Below are 22,232 nucleotides of genomic sequence, written 5' to 3' on the forward strand. Positions count from 1 at the left end.
GCGTCCGCACAATCCGTTATGGGGGTCATAACCATTTCACCGGTCCGGCCCGGCGCAGCAGCGCGGCCAGGCGCGCCCCCTCCACGTTGCCGCCCGAGGCCACCACCACCGCCGTGCGCGTCCCCTCCGGGAGGCGGCCGGCGAGCGCGGCGGCGAGGGCCGCCGCCCCCGAGGGCTCGAGCACCAGGTGCAGGGCCTCGGCCGCCACCGCCATCGCCCGCACCACCTCGCGGTCCTCCACCGTGCACGCGCCGGCGAGGAGGCGGCGGTTGATCTCGAAGGTGAGGGCGCCCGGCTCCGGGGCCTGCAGCGCATCGCACAGGGTCGCCGCGAGGGCGGGGTTGCGCACGCGCCGGCCCGCGGCCAGCGAGCGCGCGGTGTCGTCGCAGGCGGCGGGCTCCACCGCCAGCACCGCGGTCCCGGGGAGGGCGAGGGCGCAGCCGGCCGCCAGACCGCCCCCGCCGCAGGGCACCAGGACCGCGTCGGGGCGCAGCCCCGCCGCCTCGCACTGGGCCGCGATCTCGAGCCCCACGGTGCCCTGGCCGGCGATCACCTCGGGGTCGTCGTAGGGCCGCACGAGGGTGGCGCCGAGCTCGGCGGAGAGCGCCTCGCCGATGGCCTCGCGCGACTCGCGCCGGCGGTCGTAGGTGACGATCCGGGCGCCGTGGGCGCGGGTGCGCGCGAGCTTGATGGGCGGCGCGTCCGCGGGCATCACCACGGTGGCCGGCACGCCCAGGGCGGCGGCCGCCGCCGCCACCGCCTGGGCGTGGTTTCCTGAGGAGTAGGCGACGACGCCGCGGCGCCGCCGCGCCGGCGGGATGGCGAGGATGCGGTTGAGGGCGCCGCGGATCTTGAAGGAGCCGGTGTGCTGGAGCGACTCGGCCTTGACCAGGAGGCGCAGGCCGAGGTGGCGGTCGAGGAGGGCGCAGCCCAGGAGCGGCGTGCGCCGCACGCGCCCGCGCAGGCGCCTCGCCGCCCGCGCCACCGCGACGGCATCCGGAAGCCCCTCGCGATGCCCGTCCTCGCCGTCCACGGCGCCAGTATAGGCGCCCTCAGGCGAGCACCGAGGCGATGCGCTCCACCGCCTCGTCCAGGAGCGCACGGTCGATCACCAGGGGCGGCGCAAGGCGCAGGACCCGCCCGTGGGTGTCCTTGGTGAGCACGCCAGCCTCGATCACCCGTTCACAGGCGGTGCGGGCGTCGATGCGGTCGGTGTCCAGCTCGACGGCGCAGAAGAGGCCGAGGCCGCGCACGGCCCGCACCCGCGGGCTGCGGCGCAGCGGCTGGAGCCGCTCCAGGAGGTGGCGGCCGAGCTCGGCGCTGCGCGCCACGAGCCCCTCCTCCTCCAGCACCGCCAGCGCCTCCAGCCCCACCGCGGCGGCCAGGGGGCTGCCGCCGAAGGTGCTGCCGTGGTCGCCGGGGCGGAAGACGTCCATCACCTCGCGCCGGGCGAGGAAGGCCGACACGGGCAGCAGCCCGCCGCCGAGGGCCTTGCCCAGGATCAGCCCGTCCGGGCGCACCCCGTCGTGCTCGCAGGCGAGCAGCCGCCCGGTGCGGCCGAGACCGGTCTGCACCTCGTCGGCGATGAGGAGCACCCCCTCGCGGCGGCAGATCTCGGCGCAGCGGGCGAGATACCCCCGCGGGGGGATGACGATCCCGGCCTCGCCCTGCACCGGCTCCACGAGGAAGGCCGCGGTGTGCGGGGTGATCGCCGCCTCCAGGGCCTCGGCGTCACCGTAGGGGATGCGCACGAAGCCGGGCGGGAAGGGGCCGAAGCCCTCGCGATAGGCCGCCTCCGAGGAGAAGCCCACGATGGCGATGGTGCGGCCGTGGAAGTTGCCCTCGCAGACGACGATCTCGGCCCGCCCGGGGGGCACACCCTTGACCTCGTAGGCCCACTTGCGCGCGGCCTTGAGGGCGGTCTCCACCGCCTCGGCGCCGGTGTTCATGGGCAGCGCCGCCTCCTGGCCGGTGAGGGCGCAGAGGCGGGCCAGGAAGGGGCCCAGGCGGTCGGTGTGGTAGGCCCGCGAGACCACCGCCAGGCGCCCCGCCTGCGCCGCCAGCGCCGCCACCAGCCGCGGATGGGCGTGGCCGAAGCTCGCCGCCGAGTAGGCCGACATCATGTCGATGTAGCGCCGCCCCTGGGCGTCCCAGACCTCGGCCCCGCGCCCGCGCACCAGCACCACCGGCAGGGGGTCGTAGTTGTGCGCCCCGTAGCGCCGCTCGAGCTCCGCCGCCTCGTGCATGTCCGTCCTCCTCGTCAGCTGAAGACCGCGCGGACGATGCGCGCCACCGCGCGCGCCGTCATCCCGCCGCGGTCGCGGCCGGGGTCGAGCTCGGCCACCTCCATGCCCACGAACCCGGCCTCGCCGCCGATGCCGTGCAGGACGCGGGCGAGGCGCACGGCGTCGAGCCCCCCGGGCACCGGGGTCGTCACCCCCGGCGCCTGGCGCGGGTCGAGGGCGTCGACGTCGAGGCTCAGGCCCCAGGGGCCGCCGCGCAGCCGCGCCCGCACCTCCGCCATCACCGCCCCCCAGCCGCGGCGGCGCACCGCGCCGGCGCCGATCACGCGCACCCCGCGGCGGGCGAGCCGGGCCCATTCCGGCGGCTCGTAGCTGCGCACCCCCAGCAGCACCAGCCGGCGCGGGTCCACCGCCCCGCGGGCGAGCGCCGCGAGCGGCCGCGGCCCCTCGCCCAGCAGGCAGGCCACCGGCATGCCGTGCAGGGCCCCGCTCGGCGAGCTCGCCTGGTCGTGGGCGTCGAGGTGGGCGTCGATCCAGAGCAGGCCCAGGGGCCGGCCCAGCGCCCCCGCCGCCCCCGCCCAGGTGCCGACGGCGATGGTGTGGTCCCCGCCCAGGACCAGGAAGGGCCCGCCCGCCGCCACCGCCGCCGCCACCCGGCGGGCGAGGCGGCGGCAGAAGCGGGCGGCGTCGCGTTCCGGCGCGACGCGCCCGCGCGCGGTGCCGCCCAGGTGACGCCGCAGGCAGGCGGGGGCGGCGGCGGGGCCCGTCCCCCGCCCGCCGTGGGCGAAGGGGGCCTCGATCCGGTACGGCCGCAGCGCGATGGGGACGACGGCCTCCATGCCCGGTTAGATGCCGGCGCCGGCGGCGGATTCCCCCATCCCCTATAATCGCGGCGATGGCCCGCACCCCCCCACATGCCGCCCCCCGGCTCTCCGCCGGCTTCGTGCTGGTGCGCCGCGGCGACGGCGGCTGGCGCTACCTGATGCTGCGCGCCTACCGCAACTGGGACTTCCCCAAGGGCCTGGTGGAGCCGGGCGAGTCGCCCCTGGAGGCGGCGCGGCGGGAGGTGGCGGAGGAGACCGGGCTGGACGAGCTCGTCCTGCGCTGGGGCGAGGACTACGTGGAGACCGGCCCCTACGGCCGCGGCAAGGTGGCCCGCTACTACCTCGCCGAGGCCCCGCGGGGCGCGGTGGTGCTGCCGGTCAGCCCCGAGCTCGGCCGCCCCGAGCACGACGAGTACCGCTGGGTCGACCTCGCCGAGGCGCTGCGCCTCGCCCCGCCGCGGCTGGTCCCGGTCCTCGCCTGGGCCGCCGACCGCATCGGCGACCCTCAGCGGGCCGCGTCGACGTAGTTGAAGCGGTCCTCGGCCAGCACCCGGCCGGCCTCGTCCACCACCGCCACCCGCCACTCGCCGGTCCACTGCGGCAGCAGGTTCTTGCTGGACCACACGCGCCAGCGCGGGCCGCCGACGCGGAAGGCGACCTCCGCCATGACGCGCCCGCCGTACTCCCAGCGGTGGGTGACGGTCTGCCCCGCGAGCCCCACGAGCTCGGTGAAGTAGTAGACCCGCCGCTGGTCGTTGGGGAGCTCCACCACCCGGTCCACCGGCTCGCGCCCGGTGATCCCGGTGGTGAAGACCGCGCGGGCCACCGCACCGCCCGCCTGCGCCGCGGCAAGCGCCAGCACCAGGGCCGCGACCGCCCACCGCATGCGCCATCCCCCCATGGCCTTGCCCTCCCCGCGCGTCCGACCCGCCCCGATTCCGGCCGCGCGCCCTGCGCCACGCCGCGACCGCGGTCACGGACCCGGCTCAGGCGACGCGGTTCTCCACCCGCCCCGCCTCGAGGAAGGCGCGCAGGATCCCCGTCATCTGGTCCACGAGACGCTGGCGCGACTCGCGGCTCGCCCACGCCACGTGCGGGGTCAGGATCAGGTTCGGGATATCCGGCGCCAGCAGCGGGTTGCCCTCCCGCGGCGGCTCGCGCGTGAGCACGTCCACCGCCGCCCCCCCGATCCAGCCCTCGCGCAGGGCGCGCGCCAGCGCCTCCTCGTCCACGATGCCGCCGCGGGCGGTGTTGACGAGGATGGCATCCGGCCGCATCGCCCGCAGCTCCCGCTCGCCGATGAGGCCGCGGGTCTCCTCGGTGAGGGGGCAATGGATGGAGAGCACGTCCACCTCCGGCAGGAGCCGCTCCAGGGGCAGGCGCCCGGGCTGCGGCGCCCCCCCCGGGCGCTGGGCCACCAGCACCTCCATGCCGAAGGCCTCGGCGACGCGGGCCACCCCGCGGCCGAGCTCGCCGAGGCCGACGATGCCCATGCGCCGCCCGGCGAGCTCGCGCACCGGGAAGTCCAGGAGGCAGAACTGCCGCGCCTGCGCCCAGCGCCCCTCGCGCACCGCCCGGCGGTAGTCGTCGAGGCTGCGCATCAGGGTCAGCACCAGGGCGAAGACGTGCTCCACCACCGAGGGGGTGCCGTAGGCACGCACGTTGGCCACCGGAATGCCGCGCCGGCGCGCCGCCTCGAGGTCGACGTTGTTGGTCCCGGTGGCGGCGACGAGGATCAGCCGCAGGGCGTCGGCGCCCTCGATCGCCGCCGCATCCAGCACCACCTTGTTGGTGATCACCACCGCCGCACCGGCGATGCGCTCGGGCACCTCCTGCGGCGCCGTGGCCTCGAACATGCGCCACTCGGGCAGGGTGGCCTCCAGGGCCGAGAGGTCGAGATCCCCCGGATCGAGGGACTCGCGATCCAGGAAGACGCCGCGCACCGTCGCTCCTCGCTGGCTCCGCCGACGCCGCCCAGTCAAGCACAGCACGCGCCGTCGCGCCAGCCCTGGACCGGCCACGGCGCGGGCGGCTAGGCTTGCGCGGTCATGGCCACACCCGCCGACACCGCGGTCCTCCTCACCAACCTCGGCTCGCCCGCCGCGCCGACGCCCGCCGCGGTGCGCCGCTACCTCGGCGAGTTCCTCGCCGATCCCCGCATCGTCGACCTGCCGCGCTGGCTCTGGCTGCCGATCCTGCACGGCATCGTCCTGCGCGTGCGCCCCCGCCGCACCGTGCCCCTCTACCGCGGCATCTGGCGCGAGGACGGCGCCCCCCTGGTGGCCGTCACCCGCCGCCAGGCCGAGGGGGTGGCGGCGCGCCTCGCCGCCGCGGGGCTGCAGGTCCAGGTGGCGGTGGCGATGCGCTACGGCGAGCCGGGCATCGCCGAGACCGTGGATCGGCTCCTCGCCGCGGGCGTGCGCCGCCTCCTGGTGCTGCCCCTCTACCCGCAGTACTCCGCCACCACCGTGGCCAGCACCTTCGACGCCCTCGCCGCCGCCCTCGCCGGACGCCCCCGGCTGCCTGAGCTGCACCTGGTGGCGGGCTACCACGCGGAGGCGGGCTATCTCGACGCGCTCGCGGCGAGCGTGCGCGAGGCCTGGGACCGCGAGGGCCGCGCCGGGCACCTGCTCTTCTCCTTCCACGGCCTGCCCCGGCGCTACGCCGCCGCCGGCGACCCCTACCCCGTGCAGTGCCGCGCCACCGCCGCGGCGGTGGCGGCCCGCCTCGGCCTCGCGCCGCAGGCGTGGTCGGTGGCCTTCCAGTCCCGCTTCGGCCCCGGCGCCTGGCTCGAGCCCGCCACCGAGGCGGTGCTCGCCGAGCTGCCCGCCCGGGGGGTGCGCACGCTGCAGGTCCTCTGCCCGGGCTTCGCCGCCGACTGCCTCGAGACGCTGGAGGAGATCGCGGTGCGCGGGCGCGAGACCTTCCTCGCCGCCGGCGGCGAGCGCTTCGGCTACGTGCCCGCGCTCAACGACCGCGCCGACCACCTGGACTTCCTCGCCGCCCTCTGCGCCCGCCGCCTGCGCGCCTGGGCGCCGCCGTGCTAGGCTTGCCCCGCGAGCCGGGAGCCGAACCGATGCGCGTCGCCCTCTTCGCCACCTGCCTCGTCGACCTCTTCCGGCCCCAGGCCGGGTTCGCCGCGGCGCGCCTGCTGGAGGCGGCGGGCTGTGAGGTCGTGGTGCCGATCGAACAGACCTGCTGCGGCCAGCCGGCCTGGAACGCGGGCGACGCCCGGCGCGCCCGCGCCGTCGCCCGCCACACCATCGCGGTGCTGGAGCCCTACGCCCGGGTGGTGGTCCCGTCGGGCTCCTGCGCCGGCATGATCCGTCACCACTACCCGGCGCTGTTCGCCGACGACCCGGCCTGGCGCCGCCGCGCCGAGGCGGTGGCGGCCAGGACCCACGAGCTCACCGCCTTCCTCGCCGCGCAGGGCCCCGGCCGGCTGCCGCCGGCGCCGCTCGCCGGGCCCGTGGCCTATCACGACAGCTGCTCGTCGCTGCGGGAGCTCGGGGTGCGCGAGGAGCCGCGGCGGCTGCTCGCCGAGGTCTGCGGCTGCGAGGTACGCGAGCCCGAGGACGCCGAGGGCTGCTGCGGCTTCGGCGGCGCCTTCGCGGTCAAGTTCCCCGAGATCTCGGCCCGCATCGGCGCCGACAAGGTGGCGCGGCTCGCCGCCACCGGCGCCCGTGTCGTGCTCGCCGGCGATCTCGGCTGCCTCCTCCACCAGGCCGGCCGCGCCCGCCGCCTGGGGCTGCCGCTGCGCTTCTTCCACGTCGCCGAGGCGCTGGCCGGCATGACCGACGGGCCGGCCATCGGGGAGCCGGCGCCGTGAGGCCGGCCTGCCGCGACTTTCGCGCCCGCGCCCGCGAGGCGCTGCTCGACGAGGGGCTGCGCGAGGCCCTGGCGCGGGCGCGCGGCGGCTTCGTCGCCAAGCGCGCCGCGGCGGTGGCGGCGCTGCCGGAGTTCGAGGCCCTGCGCGATGCCGCGGTGGAGGTGCGCGAGCACAGCCTCGACCACCTCGCCCACTACCTGGAGCGCTTCGAGGCCCGCGTGCGCGAGGCCGGGGGCGCGGTCCACTGGGCCCGCGACGCCGCCGAGGCGCGGGCGATCGTCCTCGACCTCCTCCACCGCGCCGGCGCCCGCAAGGTGCTCAAGGGCAAGTCCATGGTCTCGGAGGAGGTCGCCCTCAACGAGGCCCTGGAGGCGGCCGGCCACACCGTGGTGGAGACCGACCTCGGCGAGTACATCATCCAGCTCGCCAAGGAGCCCCCGAGCCACATCATCGCCCCCGCCGTACACAAGCGCCGCGACGAGATCGCCGATCTCTTCCAGCGCCACCACGGCCTGGCCGAGCGCATCGAGGACGTCCCCGGCCTGGTGGCGGAGGCGCGCCGGGTGCTGCGCGAGCACTTCCTCACCGCCGACGCCGGGATCACGGGGGCCAACCTCCTGGTGGCCGAGACCGGCAGCGTGGTCCTGGTCACCAACGAGGGCAACGGCGACCTCGCCGCCACCCTGCCGCGGCTGCACATCGTCATCACCGGCATCGAGAAGGTGGTGCCGACGCTGGCCGACGCCGGCGTCCTCCTGCGCCTGCTGGCGCGCAGCGCCACCGGGCAGGAACTGTCCAACTACACCACCCTGTTCACCGGGGCGCGCCGAGCGGCCGACCCCGACGGCCCCGAGGCCTTCCACGTGGTGCTGGTGGACAACGGGCGCAGCCGCATGCTGGAGGGGCCGTTCCGGGCGATGCTGCGGTGCATCCGCTGCGGCGCCTGCCTCAACCACTGCCCGGTCTACACCGCGGTGGGGGGCCACGCCTACGGCTGGGTCTACCCGGGCCCCATGGGCTCGGTGCTCACCCCCCTGATGCTGGGCGTCGGCGAGGCGGCGGACCTGCCCGCCGCCTCCACCCTGTGCGGCCGCTGCGAGGCGGTCTGCCCCGTGCGCATCCCGCTGCCCGCACTGCTGCGCCGGCTGCGCGAGCGCACCCGAGCGGCGGGCCTCGCCCGTGCCGGCGAGCGCTGGGGCCTCGCCCTCTGGGCCCTCGCGGCCCGGCGCCCGGCCCTCTACCGCCGCCTCGCCGACCTCGCCGGGCGCCTCCTCGCGCGCCGTGCGCGCGGCCGCGGCGCCCTCTCGCGGCTTCCCCTCGCGCGCGCCTGGTGCGCCCACCGCGACCTGCCGGCGCCGGCCCCGGAGAGCTTCGTGACCCAGTGGCGGCGCCGGGGGGGTGCAGGATGAGCGAGGCACGGGCGGCGATCCTGGAGCGGCTGCGCCGCCTCGCCCGCGGCGGCCCCGACGCGGCCGAGGCCCGCATCGCGGCGCCGCCCGCGCACCCGTGCCCCCGGGTGGAGGGCGACCTCGTCGCCCGCTTCACCGCCCGCGCCGAGGCCCAGGCCGCCGTGGTCCACCGCCTCGCCCGCATGGAGGAGGTGCCGGCCGCGGTGGCGGCCGTCGCCGCGGGCGCAACCCCGGTCTGCCCGGACCCCAGCCTCGCCGCCCTGCCCTGGCCCGCCGGGGGGCGCCCGGCCTGCCGCCCGCCGAGCGGGGACGACCGCATCACCCTGACGCGGGCCTTCGCCGGGGTCGCCGAGACCGGCAGCCTGGTCTTCGCCAGCGGCGTGCACGCCCCCACCGGGGCCCACTTCCTGCCCGAGACCGAGTGCGCGGTCCTCGAGGCCGACCGCATCCTGCCCCACCTCGAGGCCGCATGGGCGCTGCTCGCCGCCGAGCTGGGCGCCATGCCGCGCACGGTGAACCTCGTGAGCGGCCCCTCGCGCACCGCCGACGTGGAGCAGACCATCCAGCTCGGCGCCCACGGCCCGCGGGCGCTGCACATCCTCATCGTCGGCTGAGCCGACGCGGCGCCGTGGAGGCGGTCTTCTCGAGGAGGCAGACGAAAAAGGCCTCCCAACCCGCGCCGGCGCGGATGCGCCGCGCCCCGCGCAGCGCCGGCGGCCAGGCGCGCCCGCGCCAGCCCGCCAGGCCCTCGTCCCAGGCCGGCGCCGGCGGCGCGAAGGGGATCACCCGCAGGCGGTGGCCGAAGCGCGCGAGCGCATGGGCGATCACCGCCTCGTTCTCCTCCGGGGCCAGGGTGCAGGTGCTGTAGACGAGCCGGCCGCCCGGGCGCAGGCAGCGCAGCGCGGCCTCGATCAGGCCGCGCTGCTTGCGCGCCTGCTCGGCGATCTTGCGCTCGCTCCAGTGGCGGGCCGAGTCCGGCTCGCCGGGGTGGATGCGCGCCTCGGAGGAGCAGGGCGCATCCAGGAGCACGCGGTCGAAGGACTCGCTCCAGCTCCGCGGCAGGCGGCGTCCGTCGCCGAGCCAGGTGCGCACGCCCTCGATCCCCTGCGCCGCGAGGGTGGCGCGCAGCTTGTGGAAGCGCCCCCGGACCGCCTCCACCGCCACCAGCTCGCCCGCCCCCGCGAGGCGCCGCGCCAGGGCCACGGTCTTGCCCCCGGGGGCGGCGGCAAGATCCAGGACCCGCTGCCCCGGGCGCACGTCCAGGACCCACGGCGGCACCAGGCTCGAAGGATTGACCGGGTGGATGCGGCGCGCCGCCGCCCAGGGGTGGGCGAGGAGGGCCGCGCGCGCCGCGGCCGGCACCGCCACCGCCTCCGGGTACCAGTCGAGGGGCGCGGCGGGGATGCCGTCGGCGGCGAGCCGTGCCGCGGCCTCGCCGGCGGCGCCGAGGGCCGGCGGCACCACGAAGGCGAGCGCCCCCGGCGCCGCCGCCGCGGCCAGGTGCGCCGCCGCCCCCTCGGCGCCGAGGAGGGCCTCGAGGCGGGCGAGGAAGGCCGGCGGCAGGCTCACCCCCGGACCTCGGCCAGGAGCCGCTCCATCATGGCCTCGGCCTGGGCCGCGTAGCCGCCGCCGAAGAGGTTGAAGTGGTTGAGCACGTGGTAGAGGTTGTAGAGGGTGCGCCGGACCCCGTAGCCGGCATCGAGGGGCCAGGCCTCCCGGTAGGCGGCATGGAAGCGCGGGCCGAAGCCGCCGAAGAGCTCGGTCATGGCGAGGTCGGCCTCGCGGTCGCCGTGGTAGACGGCGGGATCGAAGATCACGGGGCGGCCGTCCTCGTCGGCGGCCCAGTTGCCGCCCCAGAGGTCGCCGTGGATCAGGGAGGGGACGGGGTCGTGCCCGGCGAGCAGGGCCGGGATCGCGGCGAGGAGCGCCTCGCCGCGGCGCAGCAGCCCGCCCGGGGCGCCGCGCTCGCGCGCGAGGCGGAGCTGGTGCGCGATGCGCTGCTCGCGGAAGAAGACGGCCCAGCGGCGCTCGCGCGGGTTGGGCTGGGGCGTCGCCCCGATGAAGTTGTCGCGATGCCAGCCGAAGGCCTCGCCGGCGCAGCGGTGGAGGGCGGCGAGGCCCCGCCCCAGCGCCTCCTCGGCCTGCGGCCCGGCCCGCCCCAAGGGCAGGTATTCCATCACCAGGTAGGCCTCGCCGCAGGCCTCGCCCCAGGTGAGGGGCCGCGGCACGCGCAGGGCGCCGGCGGCGGCGAGGGCGGCGAGCCCGTCGGCCTCGGCCTCGAACTGCGGCAGGGCGGCGGCGCGGTTGCGCTTGACGAACCAGCGGCCGCCCTCGCCCTCCACCACCGCGGCCCGATGGATGCAGCCGCCGCCCACCTCGCGGCGGCGGCCGATGCGGAAGGGCCGCCCCGCGGCGGCGGCGATCGCCGCCTCCACCCCGCCCCAGAACCCCCCGCTCACCGCCGTCGCCGCAGCAGCGCGTAGGCGAAGGGCTGTGCCGCCCCGGCGGGGGTGAGGTGGAGCTCGCGCTCGGCCGCCTCCAGGCTCCACTCCGGCCCCGCCAGCGCCGCGATCTCCTCCGGCGCGTGGCGCCGCACCGGCAGGCCGCTGCAGCGCTCCGGCCCGTCGTGGGCGAAGGTGGCGATCACCGCCCAGCCGCCCGGCACCACCGCCTGCGCCAGGACCTCGCGGTAGCGCGCCCGCTCGGCCTCGTCGGTGAGGAAGTGCAGCACCGCGCGGTCGTGCCAGAGGGCGAAGCCGCGCCGCAGCGGCCAGCGCAGCAGATCGGCGCACACCCAGCAGACCGCCCGCCCGGCCTCGCCGAGGCGGGCGCGCGCCGTGGCCAGGGCCCGCGGCGAGAGGTCCACCACGGTGAGGTCGCGCCGGCCCTCCGCGAGGAGGGCGTCCACCAGGGTGGAGGCGCCGCCGCCCACGTCCACGATGGGGGCCTCGGGGGGCAGCGCCGCCCGCGCGATCAACCCCAGCGAGGTCTCCAGGCGCGGCCGGTACCAGCTCACCCGGTCCGGGCCGCGCTCGGCATAGACCTGCTCCCAGTGGCGATGGCGTTCCATCCCGGGCATCCTCCGGCAGGATGCTTCCATGATAGCGCGCCCCGCTGCGGCGGGGCGGGGCGCTAGAATGGCGGCGCATGGACGTCACCGATCTGCTCGAGCCCCTCAATCCGGCCCAGCGCGAGGCGGTCACCGCGCCCGCCGGCCCGACCCTGGTCCTGGCCGGCGCAGGCAGCGGCAAGACCCGGGTGCTGGCCCACCGCGTCGCCTGGCTGATCCGCGTCGAGGGGGCCTCGCCCCTCGGGCTCATGGCGGTGACCTTCACCAACAAGGCGGCGGCGGAGATGCGCGGGCGCATCGAGGCGCTCACGCGCTTCCCCGCGCGCGGCATGTGGGTGGGGACCTTCCACGGGCTCGCCCACCGGCTGCTGCGCGCCCACTGGCGCGAGGCCGCGCTGCCCGAGGACTTCCAGATCCTCGACGCCGACGACCAGCAGCGCCTGCTGCGGCGCGTCATCCGCGGCCTCGGCCTCGACGAGGCGCGCTGGCCGCCGCGGCGCGTCCAGTGGCACATCCAGTCGCGCAAGGACGAGGGGGCGCGCCCGCAGCCCCCCGACCAGGCGCCGGATCCCCACGCCGCGCAGCTCGAGCGCATCTACGCCGCCTACGAGGCCGAATGCGCCCGCGCCGGCCTCGTGGACTTCGGCGAGCTGCTGCTGCGCGCCTACGAGCTGCTGGCGCGCGACGAGGACCTGCTCGCCCACTACCGCCGCCGCTTCGGCCACGTCCTCGTCGACGAGTTCCAGGACACCAACACCATCCAGTACCACTGGCTGCGCCTGCTCGCAGGGCGTGCCGGCAGCCTCTTCGTGGTGGGCGACGACGACCAGTCCATCTACCGCTGGCGCGGCGCTCGCATCGAGAACATCCGCCGTTTCCCCGAGGACTTCCCCGGCGCCCGCGTCTATCGCCTGGAGCAGAACTACCGCTCGACGCAGGTCATCCTCGACGCCGCCAACGCCCTCATCGCGAACAACCGCGGCCGCCTCGGCAAGCGGCTCTGGACCGCAGGGGAGCGGGGCGAGCCGCTGCGCCTCTTTCGCGCCGCCGACGAGCGCGAGGAGGCCCGCTTCGTCGCCGAGACCGTCGCCGCCGAGCTGGCCGCCGGCGCGAGCCCCTCGGACTTCGCCGTCCTCTACCGCTCCAACGCCCAGTCGCGGGTGATCGAGGAGGCCCTGCTGCGGGCCGGCATCCCCTACCGCGTCTACGGCGGCCTGCGCTTCTTCGAGCGCGCCGAGATCAAGGACGCCCTGGCCTACCTGCGCCTCGTCGCCAACCGCGACGACGACGCCTCCTTCGAGCGCGTGGTGAACCTGCCGCCGCGCGGCATCGGCGCCCGCACCCTGGAGGCGCTGCGGGCCCGCGCCCGAAGCGCGGGGACCTCCCTGTGGCGGGCGGCGCAGGACCTGCTCGCACGGGGGGAGCTCGCGGCCCGCGCCGCCCCCGCCGTGGCCGCCTTCCTGGAGCTGGTGGAGACGCTGGCCGCGGACCTCGACGGCGCCGACCTCGAGACCGCGGTCCGGCGCACGGTGGAGGCGAGCGGCCTCGCCGAGCACCACGCCCGCGAGCCCGGCGAGCGCGGCCGCGCGCGCCTGGAGAACCTGGAGGAGCTCGCCAACGCGGCGCGCCAGTTCGAGGCCGAGCTCGCCGAGGCCGAGCCGGAGCTCGCGCCGCTGCCCGCCTTCCTCGCCCACGCCGCGCTGGAGGCGGGGGAGGCGCAGGGGGCGGCGGCGGGCCCCGCGGTGCAGCTCATGACCCTGCACGCGGCCAAGGGGCTCGAGTTCCCGGTGGTCTTCCTTTGCGGCATGGAGGAGGGGCTCTTTCCCCACGAGCTCTCCATGGGCGAGGAGGAGGCGCTGGAGGAGGAGCGGCGCCTGGCCTATGTGGGCATCACGCGGGCGCGGCGGCGGCTCTACCTCTGCCACGCCCAGCACCGGCGCCTGCACGGCCAGGAGCGGTTCGGCATCCGCTCGCGCTTCATCGACGAGATCCCGCCGGAACTCGTCGCCCCGGTGGGCGGCCGCGGCCCGCAGGCCGAGGCAGCGGCCACCGCCTCGGCCGCGCAGGGGCTGCTCGGGCGGCGCGTGCGCCACCCCCGCTTCGGCGAGGGCATCGTCGTCGAGCAGGAGGGCCAGGGCGAGCACGCACGCGTGCAGGTGCGCTTCGACACCGTCGGGACCAAGTGGCTCGCCCTCGCCTACGCGCGCCTGCAGTGCCTCGGCTGAGGCGCGCGCAGAAATTCGAGTGCGCTCGTCTATAATCGGCGCGACCGCGCGGGCCCGCGACCCGCGGCCGGTTCCCTGCGCGGCCCGGAGGGGCCGCCGTCGTCCTCACGAGCAACGAAGGAGGCACAAGCACAATGACAATGAAGCGTCGCGACTTCATCAAGAAGGTCGGTGCCGGCACCGTCGCCGCCGGCGCGGCGATCACGGGGGCGCCCGCGGTCCATGCGGCCAAGCGCGTGCGCTGGCGCATGGCGACGAGCTGGCCGAAGGCCCTCGACACCATCTACGGCGGCGCGCAGACCGTGGCCGACCGCGTCAAGGCCATGAGCGGCGGCCGGTTCGAGATCATCCCCTATGCCGGCGGCGAGCTGGTGGGCGGTCTCGAGGTCTTCGACGCCGTCTCCCGCGGCACGGTGGAGGCCGGGCACACGGCCTCGTACTACTACATCGGCAAGCATCCGGCCTTCCAGTTCGATACCACCGTACCCTTCGGCCTCAACTACCGCCAGCAGAACGCCTGGCTCTACAACGGCGGCGGCCTGGAGCTGATGCGCAAGCTCTACGCCGAGTTCAACATCATCAACTTCCCCGCCGGCAACACGGGCGTGCAGATGGGCGGCTGGTTCCGCCGCGAGGTCAACACCGTCGACGACCTCAGGGGCCTCAAGATGCGCATTCCCGGCTTCGGCGGCAAGGTCATGGCGCGCCTCGGCGTCACCGTGCAGGTGCTCGCCGGCGGCGACATCTACCCGGCGCTGGAGCGCGGCGTCATCGACGCCACCGAGTGGGTCGGCCCCTACGACGACGAGAAGCTCGGCTTCTACAAGGTGGCCAAGTACTACTACTACCCGGGCTGGTGGGAGCCGGCGCCGACCCTGAGCGTCTACGTCAACACCAAGGCGTGGGAGGGGCTGCCGAAGGAGTACCAGGAGATGCTGGTGACCGCCTGCGCCCAGGCCAACCTCGACATGCAGGTGGACTACGACGCCAAGAACCCGGCCGCGCTCAAGCGGCTCCTGGACAAGGGCGTGCAGCTGCGGCCCTATTCCAAGGAGATCCTCGCCGCGGCCAAGCGCGAGGCCGACGGGCTGCTCGAGGAGCTGGCCGGCAAGGACGCGCGGTTCAAGGAGATCCTGGAGAACTGGAACAAGTTCCGGGCCGACTCCAACCGCTGGTTCAGCACCGCCGAGCTCGGCTTCGGCGAGTTCCTCTTCCGCCAGGGCTGACCGGCCTCGGGCGCGAGCCGCGACCCCCGCCCCCGGGCGGGGGTTTTTTGTCATGCCAGGGGGGGCGCGATCCCCTCAGTACTGCGAGCCGACGCCCAGCTCCAGCAGCTTCGTCACCAGCCGCGGCTCCCACACGATGGCGAGCAGCCCCAGGAGCTGGATCACGATGAAGGGCACCGCGCCGCGGTAGATGTCGCCGGTGCTCACCTGGGGCGGGGCGACGCCGCGCAGGTAGAAGAGAGAGAAGCCGAAGGGCGGGGTCAGGAACGAGGTCTGCAGGTTCATGCCGATCATGACCCCGAACCAGACCAGGGCCATGCGCGCCGGCTCGTCGAACTCGGGAAAGAGCGGCGCGAGGATGCGCCCGGCCACCGGCGCCAGCAGCGGCACGATGATGAAGGCGATCTCGAAGAAGTCGATGAAGAAGCCGAGGACGAAGACGGCGAGGTTGGTGAGGACCAGGAACCCGATCTCGCCCCCCGGCAGGTTGGTCAGCAGCTCCTCCACCCAGAGGTCGCCGTAGAGGCCGCGGAAGACCAGGGAGAACATCTGCGAGCCGACGAGGATGAACAGCACCATGCTGGTCAAGCGCGCGGTGCTGTCCATGCTCTCCAGCACGGAGCGGAAGGTCAGGCGGCGGTTGGCGAAGGCGAGCAGCATCGCCCCCAGGGCGCCGAAGGCGCCGGCCTCGGTGGGGGTGGCCCAGCCGATGAAGATGCTGCCGAGGACCACCACGATCAGCACCAGCGGCGGCATCATGACCTTGAGGATCTGGCCCCACAGGGCCCAGCCGCCCAGGTCGCGTGCCTCCGCGGGCATCGCCGGCGCGGCCTGCGGGCGCAGCAGCGCCACCGCCGCCACGTAGACCGCGTACATGGCCGCGAGCATCAGCCCCGGGACCAGCGAGCCCACGAAGAGGTCGCCCACGGAGACGCCGAGCTGGTCGGCGAGGACGATGAGCACGATGCTCGGCGGGATCACCTGCCCCAGCGTCCCCGAGGCGCAGATGACGCCGGTGGCGAGGGAGCGCGAGTAGCCGTACTGGAGCATCACCGGCAGGGCGATGAGGCCCATGGCCACCACCGTCGCCCCGACCACGCCCGTGGCCGCGGCAAGCAGCGTGCCCACGATCACCACCGACAGCCCGAGCCCGCCGCGCAGGCGCCCGAAGGCGATCCCCATGGTGCGCAGCAGGTCCTCCGCCAGCCCGGTGCGCTCGAGGATGGTGCCCATGAGGATGAAGAAGGGCACCGCGAGCAGGGTGTAGCTCTGCATGACGCCGAAGATGCGCTGGGGCAGGGCCTGCAGGAGGGCGAAGTCCAGCAGCTCCAGCTTCATCCCGACGAGGGCGAAGACCAGCGCCGTGCCGGAGAGGGCGAAGGCGACGGGATAGCCGGTGAAGATGAGCACCAGGGCCCCGAAGAACATGATGGGCCCGAGCCAGTCGGGGTTGAACCACTCCATGCTCAGAGGCCCCCCTCGCCGTGCTCCTCCAGCTCCTCGGCGGAGAGGTGGCCGCGCAGGAAGGCGATGTTGCGCACCAGCTCGCTCACCGCCTGCGCAAGCAGCAGCACACCGGTGACGGGGATGGCGCTCTTGATCCAGTAGCGGGGCAGCCCGCCGGGGTCCGCCGACTGCTCCAGGATCGCCCACGACTCCCACGCATAGGGCACGCTCACCCACAGAAGCAGCAGGCAAAACGGGATCAGGAACAGCGCCGTGCCCAGGATGTCGATCCAGGCCTGGGTGCGGGGCGAGGCGCGCCCGTAGAAGAGGTCCACCCGCACGTGGACGCCGTGGCGCAGGGCATAGCCCGCCGCCCACAGGAAGACGAGGCTGAACATGTACCACTGGGCCTCGATGTAGGCGTTGGAGCTGAGGTCCATGCCGATGGCGCGGCTGAGCTTGCGGGTGACCGCGTTGTAGACCCCGAGCAGGGTCATGAGGAGGACGAGCCAGGAGACGAGGCGGCCGACTTGATCGTTGACCGCGTCGATCCAGCCGGACAGGCGCAACAGTGCCTTCATGCTGCGGGGGCCCCTCGTGGATGCGCCGCCCGCGCGGGGCGGCCATGCCGTGTCGCCGCCTTGGGTTTCCTTCCGTGGAGCGCGGCCGCCGGCCGTGGGCTGCGCGCGATGATACGGGGCGCCCCCCGCACCGTCAAACGGCGGCGGGCCGGCTCAGAAGTTGTGGCAGGTGAGGCAGAGCTGGCTGCCCTGGTTGTTCACGCGCAGGAAGGTCGGGTTGATGGTGTCGCCGAAGTTGCCGGTGGAGGGCACGCCGTGCGGGTCGTGGCAGGAGGCGCACTCCACCCGCACCGTTCCGCTGCCGTCCGGGTAGAAGCGCACCTCGTTGCTGTCGGGGCGCCCGTCGCCGTCCTTGTCGTAGAAGCGCATGCCCCGGAAGCTCCCGCTCGGATCGAAGAAGTCGACGCCGATGCGGCTGGCGGGCAGGGCGATGCCCACCGGATGGTCGTTGGTGAGATCCGTGCCGATGGCGAAGACGTCGAACGGCGCGCTCGGGACGAAGCCGCTGGTGCTGTGGCAGACCAGGCACGAGGAGTCCTCGGCGAAGCCCTTGCTGGTGTCCGCGTTCAGGGTCCAGTGCAACGCACTCGCGGTGCCGATGCCGCTCCCCGCCCAGGCGTCCAGGAAGGCCCCGTCCTGCGACGTCTCCTGGGTCGCGCTGTAGCGGCCCGAGCCCGGCATGTTGATGATGGAGTCCACCGCCACGGTGCCGTCGTGGCAGGACAGGCAGGTCAGCGAGTTGATCCCCGGCTGCTGCACGTCGGAGGTCAGGGTGGCGGTCCCCAGGGTGTCGTAGGTGGTGTAGGTGTTGCCATTGAAGGTGCGGTTCCAGAGCGGCGCGTCGAGCCGGCTGTTGGAGCCGTGGGGGGTGTGGCAGTAGACGCAGACCTCGCCGTAGTCGTTGCGATAGGGATCCATCGCGTTCTTGGCAGGGATCGTGCTCTGAGCCAGGTTGTGGCGGGTGTTGACGATGCCGCCCTGGTTGGTGAAGGCCGTTGCGCCGCGGGCGATCCCGGCCGCGACCAGCACCGCCGCGGCAGCCGCGACGACTACGACGTTGCGCCTCCCCGTCCGCATGGACCGCTCCGATACCCCGTGCATGCACGCCTGCGCTGAGGTTTGCAAGAAACAAGCCAATTAACAGGGCGTTAACGGCAATCCCGCGCCGCCGCCAAGCGCATGATGCGCAAGGCGCACGGCGGCGGGATCCGGCCGGACGCCCCGAAGGCGTTCCCGGATCCGGGAACGGCGTTCCCGTCAGTTGGAGGCGGCGGCCGCGGCGCGCCCCTCCGCCTCCGTGAGGCGGCGCAGCACCTCCACCTTGGCGAAATACTGGTCGACGATGTAGAGGAAGCGCTTCTCGTCCACGGCGAGCCCGGAGGGCAGGGCGAGGCGGGCGCGGCCGTCCTCCACCGCCTTCCTGCCCAGGGGCAGGAGGAGCCGGCCTTCGGGATCGAAGACCTGGACGTTGGCGAAGGAGCCGTCCGAGACGTAGATCAGACCCTCGTCGTCGACGGCGATGCCGCGCGGGCGCGCGAGCTGTCCCGGTCCATCCCCCACCTCGCCGAACGCCCTCAGGAAGCGGCCCTCGGGGTCGAGGACCTGGACCCGGAAGTTGCCCGCGTCGAGGACGTGGAGCGCGCCGCCCGGTCCCACCGCCGCATCCACCGGCAGGTTGAACCGGCCGGGCTCCCGGCCGCGCCCGCCGATGAAGCGGAGGAGGCGCCCCTCGGCGTCGAACACCGCCACCCCGTGATGGTCGCTGTCGATGCCGCCGGTGTCGACCACGTAGATGCGCGAGCCGTCCGCGTTCACCGCGACCCCGCTCGGACGCACGAGCTCGTCGGACTTGAGGGCGCGGACGTAGAGACCGAGGCCGTCGTAGACCACCACCCGACGCTGGCGCCCGTCCACCACGTAGACGAAGCCCCGCCCGTCCACCGCGATCCCCAACGGCTTGGCGAGCTTGCCCTCGAGGCGGTAGCCGAACTGGAAATAGCGCCGGCGCGCGGCGTCGAAGACGTGGACCCGGGCGGCGAGGGTGTCGGTGACGTAGACCCGCCCGCCGTGCGCGGCCACGTCATAGGGCTTGACCATGGTCACCACCGGGTCGGCGGCGCCGCCGAGGCGCCGGCGCAGCCGTTCCTCCTCGGTCTCGGGCTCCACCGAGCGGTTGCTGCGCAGGGTCGCCGCGTGCACGAAACGGGGCAGCTCCGGCGGGGCGGGGAAGTAGAGCGGGCCGGTATCGGCCTCCCGGGGCCCCGGCGCGGCGCAGGCCGCGAGCAGGAGCGCCGCGAGCAGCGCCGCCGCCGGTCGCGTCCGTGGGCGGTCTTCCCAGCCTCTGCTCCGCATGGCCCGCCGATTCTAGCGCGCCGGCGTGGTCTATGCTCAACAGGATGGGCACGACCTGGCCGTCGGATCTGGACGTCCTCCTCGAGGAGGAGGCGGCGGCCTTCGCCGCCCTGCAGGACCGCTTCTGCGCCGCCTTCGCGGCCCTCGAGCCGGCCGCGCACTTCGCCGAGGAGGCCTGGTCGCGGCCCGAGGGCGGCGGCGGGCGCACGCGGGTGATGGAGGAGGGGGCGGTGCTCGAGCGCGCCGCGGTCAACTGGTCGCGGGTGGAGGGGGCGGCGCTGCCCGCGGCGGCGAGCGCGCGCCGGCCGGGGCTTGCCGGGCGCGCCTTCCGCGCCGCCGGCCTCTCGGTGGTGGTGCACCCGCGCAACCCCTACGCCCCGGCGAGCCACTGCAACCTGCGCCTGTTCGTGGTCGCGGGCGAGCCCCCGGCGTGGTGGTTCGGCGGCGGCTTCGACCTCACCCCCTGCTACGGCTTCGACGACGACGCCGTGGCCTGGCACCGCGCCGCCCGCGAGGCCTGCGCGCTCCTCGGCCCCGAGGCCTATCCTCGCTTCAAGCGCTGGTGCGACGCGTACTTCTTCCTGCCGCACCGGGGCGAGACCCGCGGCGTCGGCGGGATCTTCTTCGACGACCTCGACGCCCCCGACCCGGCGCGCTGCCGGGCCTTCGTGCGCGCCGTGGGCGAGGCCTACATCAGCACCTACACCGCGATCCTCGCCCGCCGCAAGGACCATCCCTGGGGCGAGCGCGAGCGCGCCTTCCAGCTCCTGCGCCGCGGCCGCTACGCCGAGTTCAACCTCCTCTACGACCGCGGCACCCGCTTCGGCCTGGAGTCCGGCGGGCGCACCGAGTCGATCCTGGCCTCGATGCCGCCGCTGGCGAGCTGGCGCCACGGCTGGCGCCCGCGGCCCGGCAGCCCCGAGGCCGAGCTGACGCGCCGCTTCCTCACCCCCCGGGACTGGCTCGCGGAGGCCGAGGGGGCGCAGCGAGACCGCCGTCACGGTCGCGGCGCGGCGGATGCGGAGAGATCCGGCCCCGGTGGCGGGCAGCACCGCGATTGAGACGAGGCCGCCTATGTTTTTTCATCGAAAGCGCCCATAATAGGGGCGGATCGGGCCGATGCCAGCAAGGGAGACGCAGATGGACTCTCCGGTCGTCACCCTGGACCAGTGGAACACCTTCGTCGCGGTGGTGGAGCAGGGGGGCTTCGCCCAGGCGGCCAAGTACCTCGGCTGCAGCCAGTCGGCGGTGAGCTACAACGTCGGCAAGCTGCAGGAGCGGCTGGGGGTGCAGCTCTTCGCCATCGAGGGCCGCAAGGCCATCCTCACCGACGCCGGACGCTCGCTCCTCGACCGCGCCCGGGCCCTGGTCCAGGACGCCCTCGCCCTCGAGGCCCAGGCGCGGCAGTACATCGAGGGCTACGAGGCCGAGATCCGCCTCGTCGTCGACAAGGCCTTCCCCACGGACATCCTGGTGGCGGCCCTGGGGCGCTTCGCCCGCACCTGCAAGGACACCCTGGTCCACCTGGAGGAGGCGGTGACGACCCGGGTCGAGGAGGCGGTGGTCCGGGGTCAGACCGACCTCGGCATCGGCTCCACCGTGCCCAAGGACTACCTCGCCGACCACCTCCTGGACATCCGCCTGGTGGCGGTGGCGCATCCGGAGCACCCGCTGCACAAGCTGCGCCGCCCCCTCACCCGCGAGGACCTGATGCAGGAGACCCAGGTGGTGATCAGCGACTCCTGGGCGAGCCGCAAGGCCGACTCGAGCTGGGTCGGCACCTCGGGGAAGTGGTACGTGGCGAGCCTCGAGACGAGCCTCGCCGTGATCCGCTCCGGCGCCGGCTACGGCTGGCTGCCCAAGCACATGATCGAGGAGGCGGTGCGCCGCGGCGAGCTCAAGCCGCTGCCGCTCGCCCAGGGCAAGAGCCGGCGCGTCCCCCTCTACCTCATCTACACCCGCGACTACGGCCCCAAGAGCGCGGTCACCGAGCTCGCCAACATCCTCAAGGAGCTGGTGCGGATGCCGGCCAGCGAGCGCGCCGCGGAGCTCGTCCCGCCGGCCGCGTCCAAGCCCGCGGCCGAGTCCGGCGGCGGCTGAGCCCGCCCCTCAGGTCCCCTCGAGGGCCGCGGCGAGGAACGGCGGCAGGGCCAGCGCGCCGCGGTGCGTCCCGGGCGTGTAGTAGCGCGTGGGGAAGGGCCGCGCCGCGGCGTCGGCCTCGCGGAAGCCGTCGATGGGCCGGCCCTTGCGCGCCATGGTCGCGCTCCACCAGCCCGAGGGATAGGTGGGCTGGGGGAAGTGCAGGGTCGCGAGGTCGGCGAAGCCCGCCGCGCGCATGGCCCGCCGCATCGCGGTGAGGATGCGCTGGTGGTAGAGCGGCGACTCGCTCTGCTGCACCAGCAGCCCGCCCTCGCCCAGCACGCGCAGGCAGTCGCGGTAGAAGGGCTCGTTGAACAGCCCCTCGGCGGGACCGATGGGGTCGGTGCTGTCGACGATGATGACGTCGAGGCTCGCCTCCGGGGCCTCGGCGACCCAGCGGATGCCGTCGGCGAAGACCAGCTCGGCGCGCGGATCGCCGTTCGCCTCGGTCAGCTCCGGGAAGTAGCGCTCGGCAAGCCGCGTGACCCGCTCGTCGATCTCCACCTGCACCACCCGCTCCACCTCGGGATGGCGCAGCACCTCGCGCAGGGTGCCGCAGTCACCGCCGCCGATCACCAGCACCCGCCGCGGCGCCTCGTGGGTGTAGAGCACCGGGTGCGCCATCATCTCGTGATAGACGAAGTTGTCGCGCGCGGTGAGCATGACGAAGCCGTCGATCACCATGAGGTGACCGAAGGCCTCGGTGTCGTAGATCTCGATCCGCTGGTAAGGCGTCTGCTCCTCGTGCAGCTTCGCCCGCACCTTCAAGGAGAAGGCCGAGCCGCCCTCCTTGCACCGCTCCGTGAACCACTGGCCATCGAGGGTCATGGATCCGCCTCCCGCCGCAAGGTCCAACAAGGGGCGTGCATTGTAGCGGCAAGGGCGGCG

At 75.0% G+C, this 22,232-nt stretch carries 22 protein-coding genes; 9 read left to right on the forward strand and 13 right to left on the reverse strand.

Annotated elements, in window-relative coordinates; all coding sequences use genetic code 11:
- Positions 1 to 25 precede the first annotated feature (25 nt).
- From EDC57_RS00915 to EDC57_RS00925, 3 genes are read right to left on the reverse strand one after another with little or no spacing between them, the layout of a single operon-like run.
- A complete protein-coding gene (locus tag EDC57_RS00915) occupies positions 26 to 1,033 on the reverse strand; it encodes a pyridoxal-phosphate dependent enzyme (RefSeq protein ID WP_211331845.1) in 1,008 nt (335 codons plus the stop codon).
- 19 nt (positions 1,034 to 1,052) lie between these two features.
- Entirely contained in the window at positions 1,053 to 2,246 is a 1,194-nt protein-coding gene (gene rocD / locus EDC57_RS00920) for an ornithine--oxo-acid transaminase (RefSeq protein WP_123399337.1), read from the reverse strand.
- Positions 2,247 to 2,260: 14 nt separating this feature from the next.
- Entirely contained in the window at positions 2,261 to 3,082 is an 822-nt protein-coding gene (locus EDC57_RS00925; RefSeq protein WP_123399339.1) for an arginase family protein, read from the reverse strand.
- A 56-nt stretch (positions 3,083 to 3,138) separates the two neighbouring features.
- Here EDC57_RS00925 and EDC57_RS00930 point away from each other — a divergent pair, with 56 nt between their 5' ends.
- Positions 3,139 to 3,594, forward strand: a complete 456-nt coding sequence (locus EDC57_RS00930) for a bis(5'-nucleosyl)-tetraphosphatase (protein ID WP_123399341.1) — start codon at positions 3,139 to 3,141, stop codon at positions 3,592 to 3,594.
- Here EDC57_RS00930 and EDC57_RS00935 read toward each other — a convergent pair.
- Both EDC57_RS00935 and EDC57_RS00940 read right to left on the reverse strand, forming a co-directional pair.
- A complete protein-coding gene (locus tag EDC57_RS00935) occupies positions 3,573 to 3,953 on the reverse strand; it encodes a DUF2914 domain-containing protein (RefSeq protein WP_170165000.1) in 381 nt (126 codons plus the stop codon). The two genes, EDC57_RS00930 and EDC57_RS00935, sit on opposite strands and share 22 nt — an antisense overlap.
- A 100-nt stretch (positions 3,954 to 4,053) precedes the next feature.
- Positions 4,054 to 5,010, reverse strand: a complete 957-nt coding sequence (locus EDC57_RS00940; RefSeq protein WP_123399345.1) for a 2-hydroxyacid dehydrogenase — start codon at positions 5,008 to 5,010, stop codon at positions 4,054 to 4,056.
- 105 nt (positions 5,011 to 5,115) lie between these two features.
- Between EDC57_RS00940 and hemH the strand changes: the two genes are divergently transcribed.
- The 4 genes from hemH to EDC57_RS00960 are packed head-to-tail and all read left to right on the forward strand — an operon-like array spanning position 5,116 to position 8,919.
- The gene (gene hemH, locus EDC57_RS00945; protein WP_123399347.1) at positions 5,116 to 6,114 is read left to right on the forward strand and encodes a ferrochelatase; all 999 of its coding nucleotides are present in this window, start codon (positions 5,116 to 5,118) and stop codon (positions 6,112 to 6,114) included.
- A gap of 29 nt (positions 6,115 to 6,143) precedes the next feature.
- Positions 6,144 to 6,896, forward strand: a complete 753-nt coding sequence (locus tag EDC57_RS00950) for a (Fe-S)-binding protein (RefSeq protein WP_123399349.1) — start codon at positions 6,144 to 6,146, stop codon at positions 6,894 to 6,896.
- A complete protein-coding gene (locus EDC57_RS00955; RefSeq protein WP_123399352.1) occupies positions 6,893 to 8,305 on the forward strand; it encodes a LutB/LldF family L-lactate oxidation iron-sulfur protein in 1,413 nt (470 codons plus the stop codon). Before EDC57_RS00950 ends, EDC57_RS00955 begins: the two co-directional genes overlap by 4 nt.
- Positions 8,302 to 8,919 carry a LutC/YkgG family protein gene (locus tag EDC57_RS00960; RefSeq protein WP_123400866.1) on the forward strand — a complete coding sequence of 206 codons (618 nt, stop codon included), beginning with the start codon at positions 8,302 to 8,304 and terminating at the stop codon, positions 8,917 to 8,919. Before EDC57_RS00955 ends, EDC57_RS00960 begins: the two co-directional genes overlap by 4 nt.
- On the opposite strand, the gene EDC57_RS00965 is transcribed toward EDC57_RS00960, so the two are convergent.
- Genes EDC57_RS00965 through EDC57_RS00975 form a run of 3 tightly spaced genes read right to left on the reverse strand, consistent with a single transcriptional unit; the run spans position 8,906 to position 11,375 of the window.
- Positions 8,906 to 9,874, reverse strand: coding sequence for an RsmB/NOP family class I SAM-dependent RNA methyltransferase (locus EDC57_RS00965; RefSeq protein WP_123399353.1), 969 nt, complete (start codon positions 9,872 to 9,874; stop codon positions 8,906 to 8,908). The genes EDC57_RS00960 and EDC57_RS00965 overlap by 14 nt on opposite strands.
- Positions 9,871 to 10,764: a fructosamine kinase family protein gene (locus EDC57_RS00970; RefSeq protein WP_245995092.1), complete on the reverse strand. Its 894-nt coding sequence runs from the start codon at positions 10,762 to 10,764 to the stop codon at positions 9,871 to 9,873. Before EDC57_RS00970 ends, EDC57_RS00965 begins: the two co-directional genes overlap by 4 nt.
- Positions 10,761 to 11,375, reverse strand: a complete 615-nt coding sequence (locus EDC57_RS00975; protein WP_211331846.1) for a class I SAM-dependent methyltransferase — start codon at positions 11,373 to 11,375, stop codon at positions 10,761 to 10,763. Before EDC57_RS00975 ends, EDC57_RS00970 begins: the two co-directional genes overlap by 4 nt.
- A gap of 77 nt (positions 11,376 to 11,452) precedes the next feature.
- Between EDC57_RS00975 and uvrD the strand changes: the two genes are divergently transcribed.
- A complete protein-coding gene (gene uvrD / locus EDC57_RS00980) occupies positions 11,453 to 13,600 on the forward strand; it encodes a DNA helicase II (protein WP_123399357.1) in 2,148 nt (715 codons plus the stop codon).
- A 140-nt stretch (positions 13,601 to 13,740) separates the two neighbouring features.
- Positions 13,741 to 14,826 carry a TRAP transporter substrate-binding protein gene (locus EDC57_RS00985; RefSeq protein ID WP_123399359.1) on the forward strand — a complete coding sequence of 362 codons (1,086 nt, stop codon included), beginning with the start codon at positions 13,741 to 13,743 and terminating at the stop codon, positions 14,824 to 14,826.
- Positions 14,827 to 14,901: 75 nt separating this feature from the next.
- Here the strand turns inward: EDC57_RS00985 and EDC57_RS00990 are convergent, their stop codons facing one another.
- From EDC57_RS00990 to EDC57_RS01005, 4 genes are all read right to left on the reverse strand, one after another.
- Positions 14,902 to 16,290 (reverse strand): TRAP transporter large permease, encoded by a 1,389-nt coding sequence (locus EDC57_RS00990; RefSeq protein WP_123399361.1) that lies wholly within the window; start codon positions 16,288 to 16,290, stop codon positions 14,902 to 14,904.
- A gap of 2 nt (positions 16,291 to 16,292) precedes the next feature.
- A complete protein-coding gene (locus tag EDC57_RS00995) occupies positions 16,293 to 16,853 on the reverse strand; it encodes a TRAP transporter small permease subunit (RefSeq protein ID WP_123399364.1) in 561 nt (186 codons plus the stop codon).
- A gap of 153 nt (positions 16,854 to 17,006) precedes the next feature.
- A complete protein-coding gene (locus EDC57_RS01000) occupies positions 17,007 to 17,930 on the reverse strand; it encodes a cytochrome c3 family protein (RefSeq protein ID WP_211331847.1) in 924 nt (307 codons plus the stop codon).
- Between the two features lie 180 nt (positions 17,931 to 18,110).
- A complete protein-coding gene (locus EDC57_RS01005) occupies positions 18,111 to 19,205 on the reverse strand; it encodes an NHL repeat-containing protein (protein ID WP_123399366.1) in 1,095 nt (364 codons plus the stop codon).
- A gap of 44 nt (positions 19,206 to 19,249) precedes the next feature.
- Between EDC57_RS01005 and hemF the strand changes: the two genes are divergently transcribed.
- Positions 19,250 to 20,266, forward strand: a complete 1,017-nt coding sequence (gene hemF, locus EDC57_RS01010) for an oxygen-dependent coproporphyrinogen oxidase (protein ID WP_123400869.1) — start codon at positions 19,250 to 19,252, stop codon at positions 20,264 to 20,266.
- A gap of 79 nt (positions 20,267 to 20,345) precedes the next feature.
- Positions 20,346 to 21,305, forward strand: a complete 960-nt coding sequence (locus EDC57_RS01015; RefSeq protein ID WP_170165001.1) for a LysR family transcriptional regulator — start codon at positions 20,346 to 20,348, stop codon at positions 21,303 to 21,305.
- A gap of 9 nt (positions 21,306 to 21,314) precedes the next feature.
- Here the strand turns inward: EDC57_RS01015 and speE are convergent, their stop codons facing one another.
- Complete coding sequence (gene speE / locus EDC57_RS01020; protein WP_123399370.1) at positions 21,315 to 22,172, reverse strand: polyamine aminopropyltransferase; 858 nt, start codon at positions 22,170 to 22,172, stop codon at positions 21,315 to 21,317.
- Between the last annotated feature and the right edge of the window lie 60 nt (positions 22,173 to 22,232).

The sequence above is a fragment of the Inmirania thermothiophila genome, assembly GCF_003751635.1.
GTDB classification, from domain to species: domain Bacteria; phylum Pseudomonadota; class Gammaproteobacteria; order DSM-100275; family DSM-100275; genus Inmirania; species Inmirania thermothiophila.

Excerpts from the sequence above, each read along its gene's own strand:
- EDC57_RS01005 (WP_123399366.1), bottom strand. The coding sequence starts at position 19,205 with ATGCGGAGCAGAGGCTGGGAAGACCGCCCACGGACGCGACCGGCGGCG.
- EDC57_RS01015 (WP_170165001.1), top strand. The coding sequence starts at position 20,346 with ATGGACTCTCCGGTCGTCACCCTGGACCAGTGGAACACCTTCGTCGCG.
- EDC57_RS01000 (WP_211331847.1), bottom strand. The coding sequence starts at position 17,930 with ATGCGGACGGGGAGGCGCAACGTCGTAGTCGTCGCGGCTGCCGCGGCG.
- speE (WP_123399370.1), bottom strand. The coding sequence starts at position 22,172 with ATGACCCTCGATGGCCAGTGGTTCACGGAGCGGTGCAAGGAGGGCGGC.
- EDC57_RS00975 (WP_211331846.1), bottom strand. The coding sequence starts at position 11,375 with ATGGAACGCCATCGCCACTGGGAGCAGGTCTATGCCGAGCGCGGCCCG.
- EDC57_RS00935 (WP_170165000.1), bottom strand. The coding sequence starts at position 3,953 with ATGCGGTGGGCGGTCGCGGCCCTGGTGCTGGCGCTTGCCGCGGCGCAG.
- EDC57_RS00990 (WP_123399361.1), bottom strand. The coding sequence starts at position 16,290 with ATGGAGTGGTTCAACCCCGACTGGCTCGGGCCCATCATGTTCTTCGGG.
- uvrD (WP_123399357.1), top strand. The coding sequence starts at position 11,453 with ATGGACGTCACCGATCTGCTCGAGCCCCTCAATCCGGCCCAGCGCGAG.
- hemF (WP_123400869.1), top strand. The coding sequence starts at position 19,250 with ATGGGCACGACCTGGCCGTCGGATCTGGACGTCCTCCTCGAGGAGGAG.
- EDC57_RS00930 (WP_123399341.1), top strand. The coding sequence starts at position 3,139 with ATGGCCCGCACCCCCCCACATGCCGCCCCCCGGCTCTCCGCCGGCTTC.
- hemH (WP_123399347.1), top strand. The coding sequence starts at position 5,116 with ATGGCCACACCCGCCGACACCGCGGTCCTCCTCACCAACCTCGGCTCG.
- EDC57_RS00960 (WP_123400866.1), top strand. The coding sequence starts at position 8,302 with ATGAGCGAGGCACGGGCGGCGATCCTGGAGCGGCTGCGCCGCCTCGCC.
- EDC57_RS00995 (WP_123399364.1), bottom strand. The coding sequence starts at position 16,853 with ATGAAGGCACTGTTGCGCCTGTCCGGCTGGATCGACGCGGTCAACGAT.
- EDC57_RS00950 (WP_123399349.1), top strand. The coding sequence starts at position 6,144 with ATGCGCGTCGCCCTCTTCGCCACCTGCCTCGTCGACCTCTTCCGGCCC.
- rocD (WP_123399337.1), bottom strand. The coding sequence starts at position 2,246 with ATGCACGAGGCGGCGGAGCTCGAGCGGCGCTACGGGGCGCACAACTAC.
- EDC57_RS00985 (WP_123399359.1), top strand. The coding sequence starts at position 13,741 with ATGAAGCGTCGCGACTTCATCAAGAAGGTCGGTGCCGGCACCGTCGCC.
- EDC57_RS00925 (WP_123399339.1), bottom strand. The coding sequence starts at position 3,082 with ATGGAGGCCGTCGTCCCCATCGCGCTGCGGCCGTACCGGATCGAGGCC.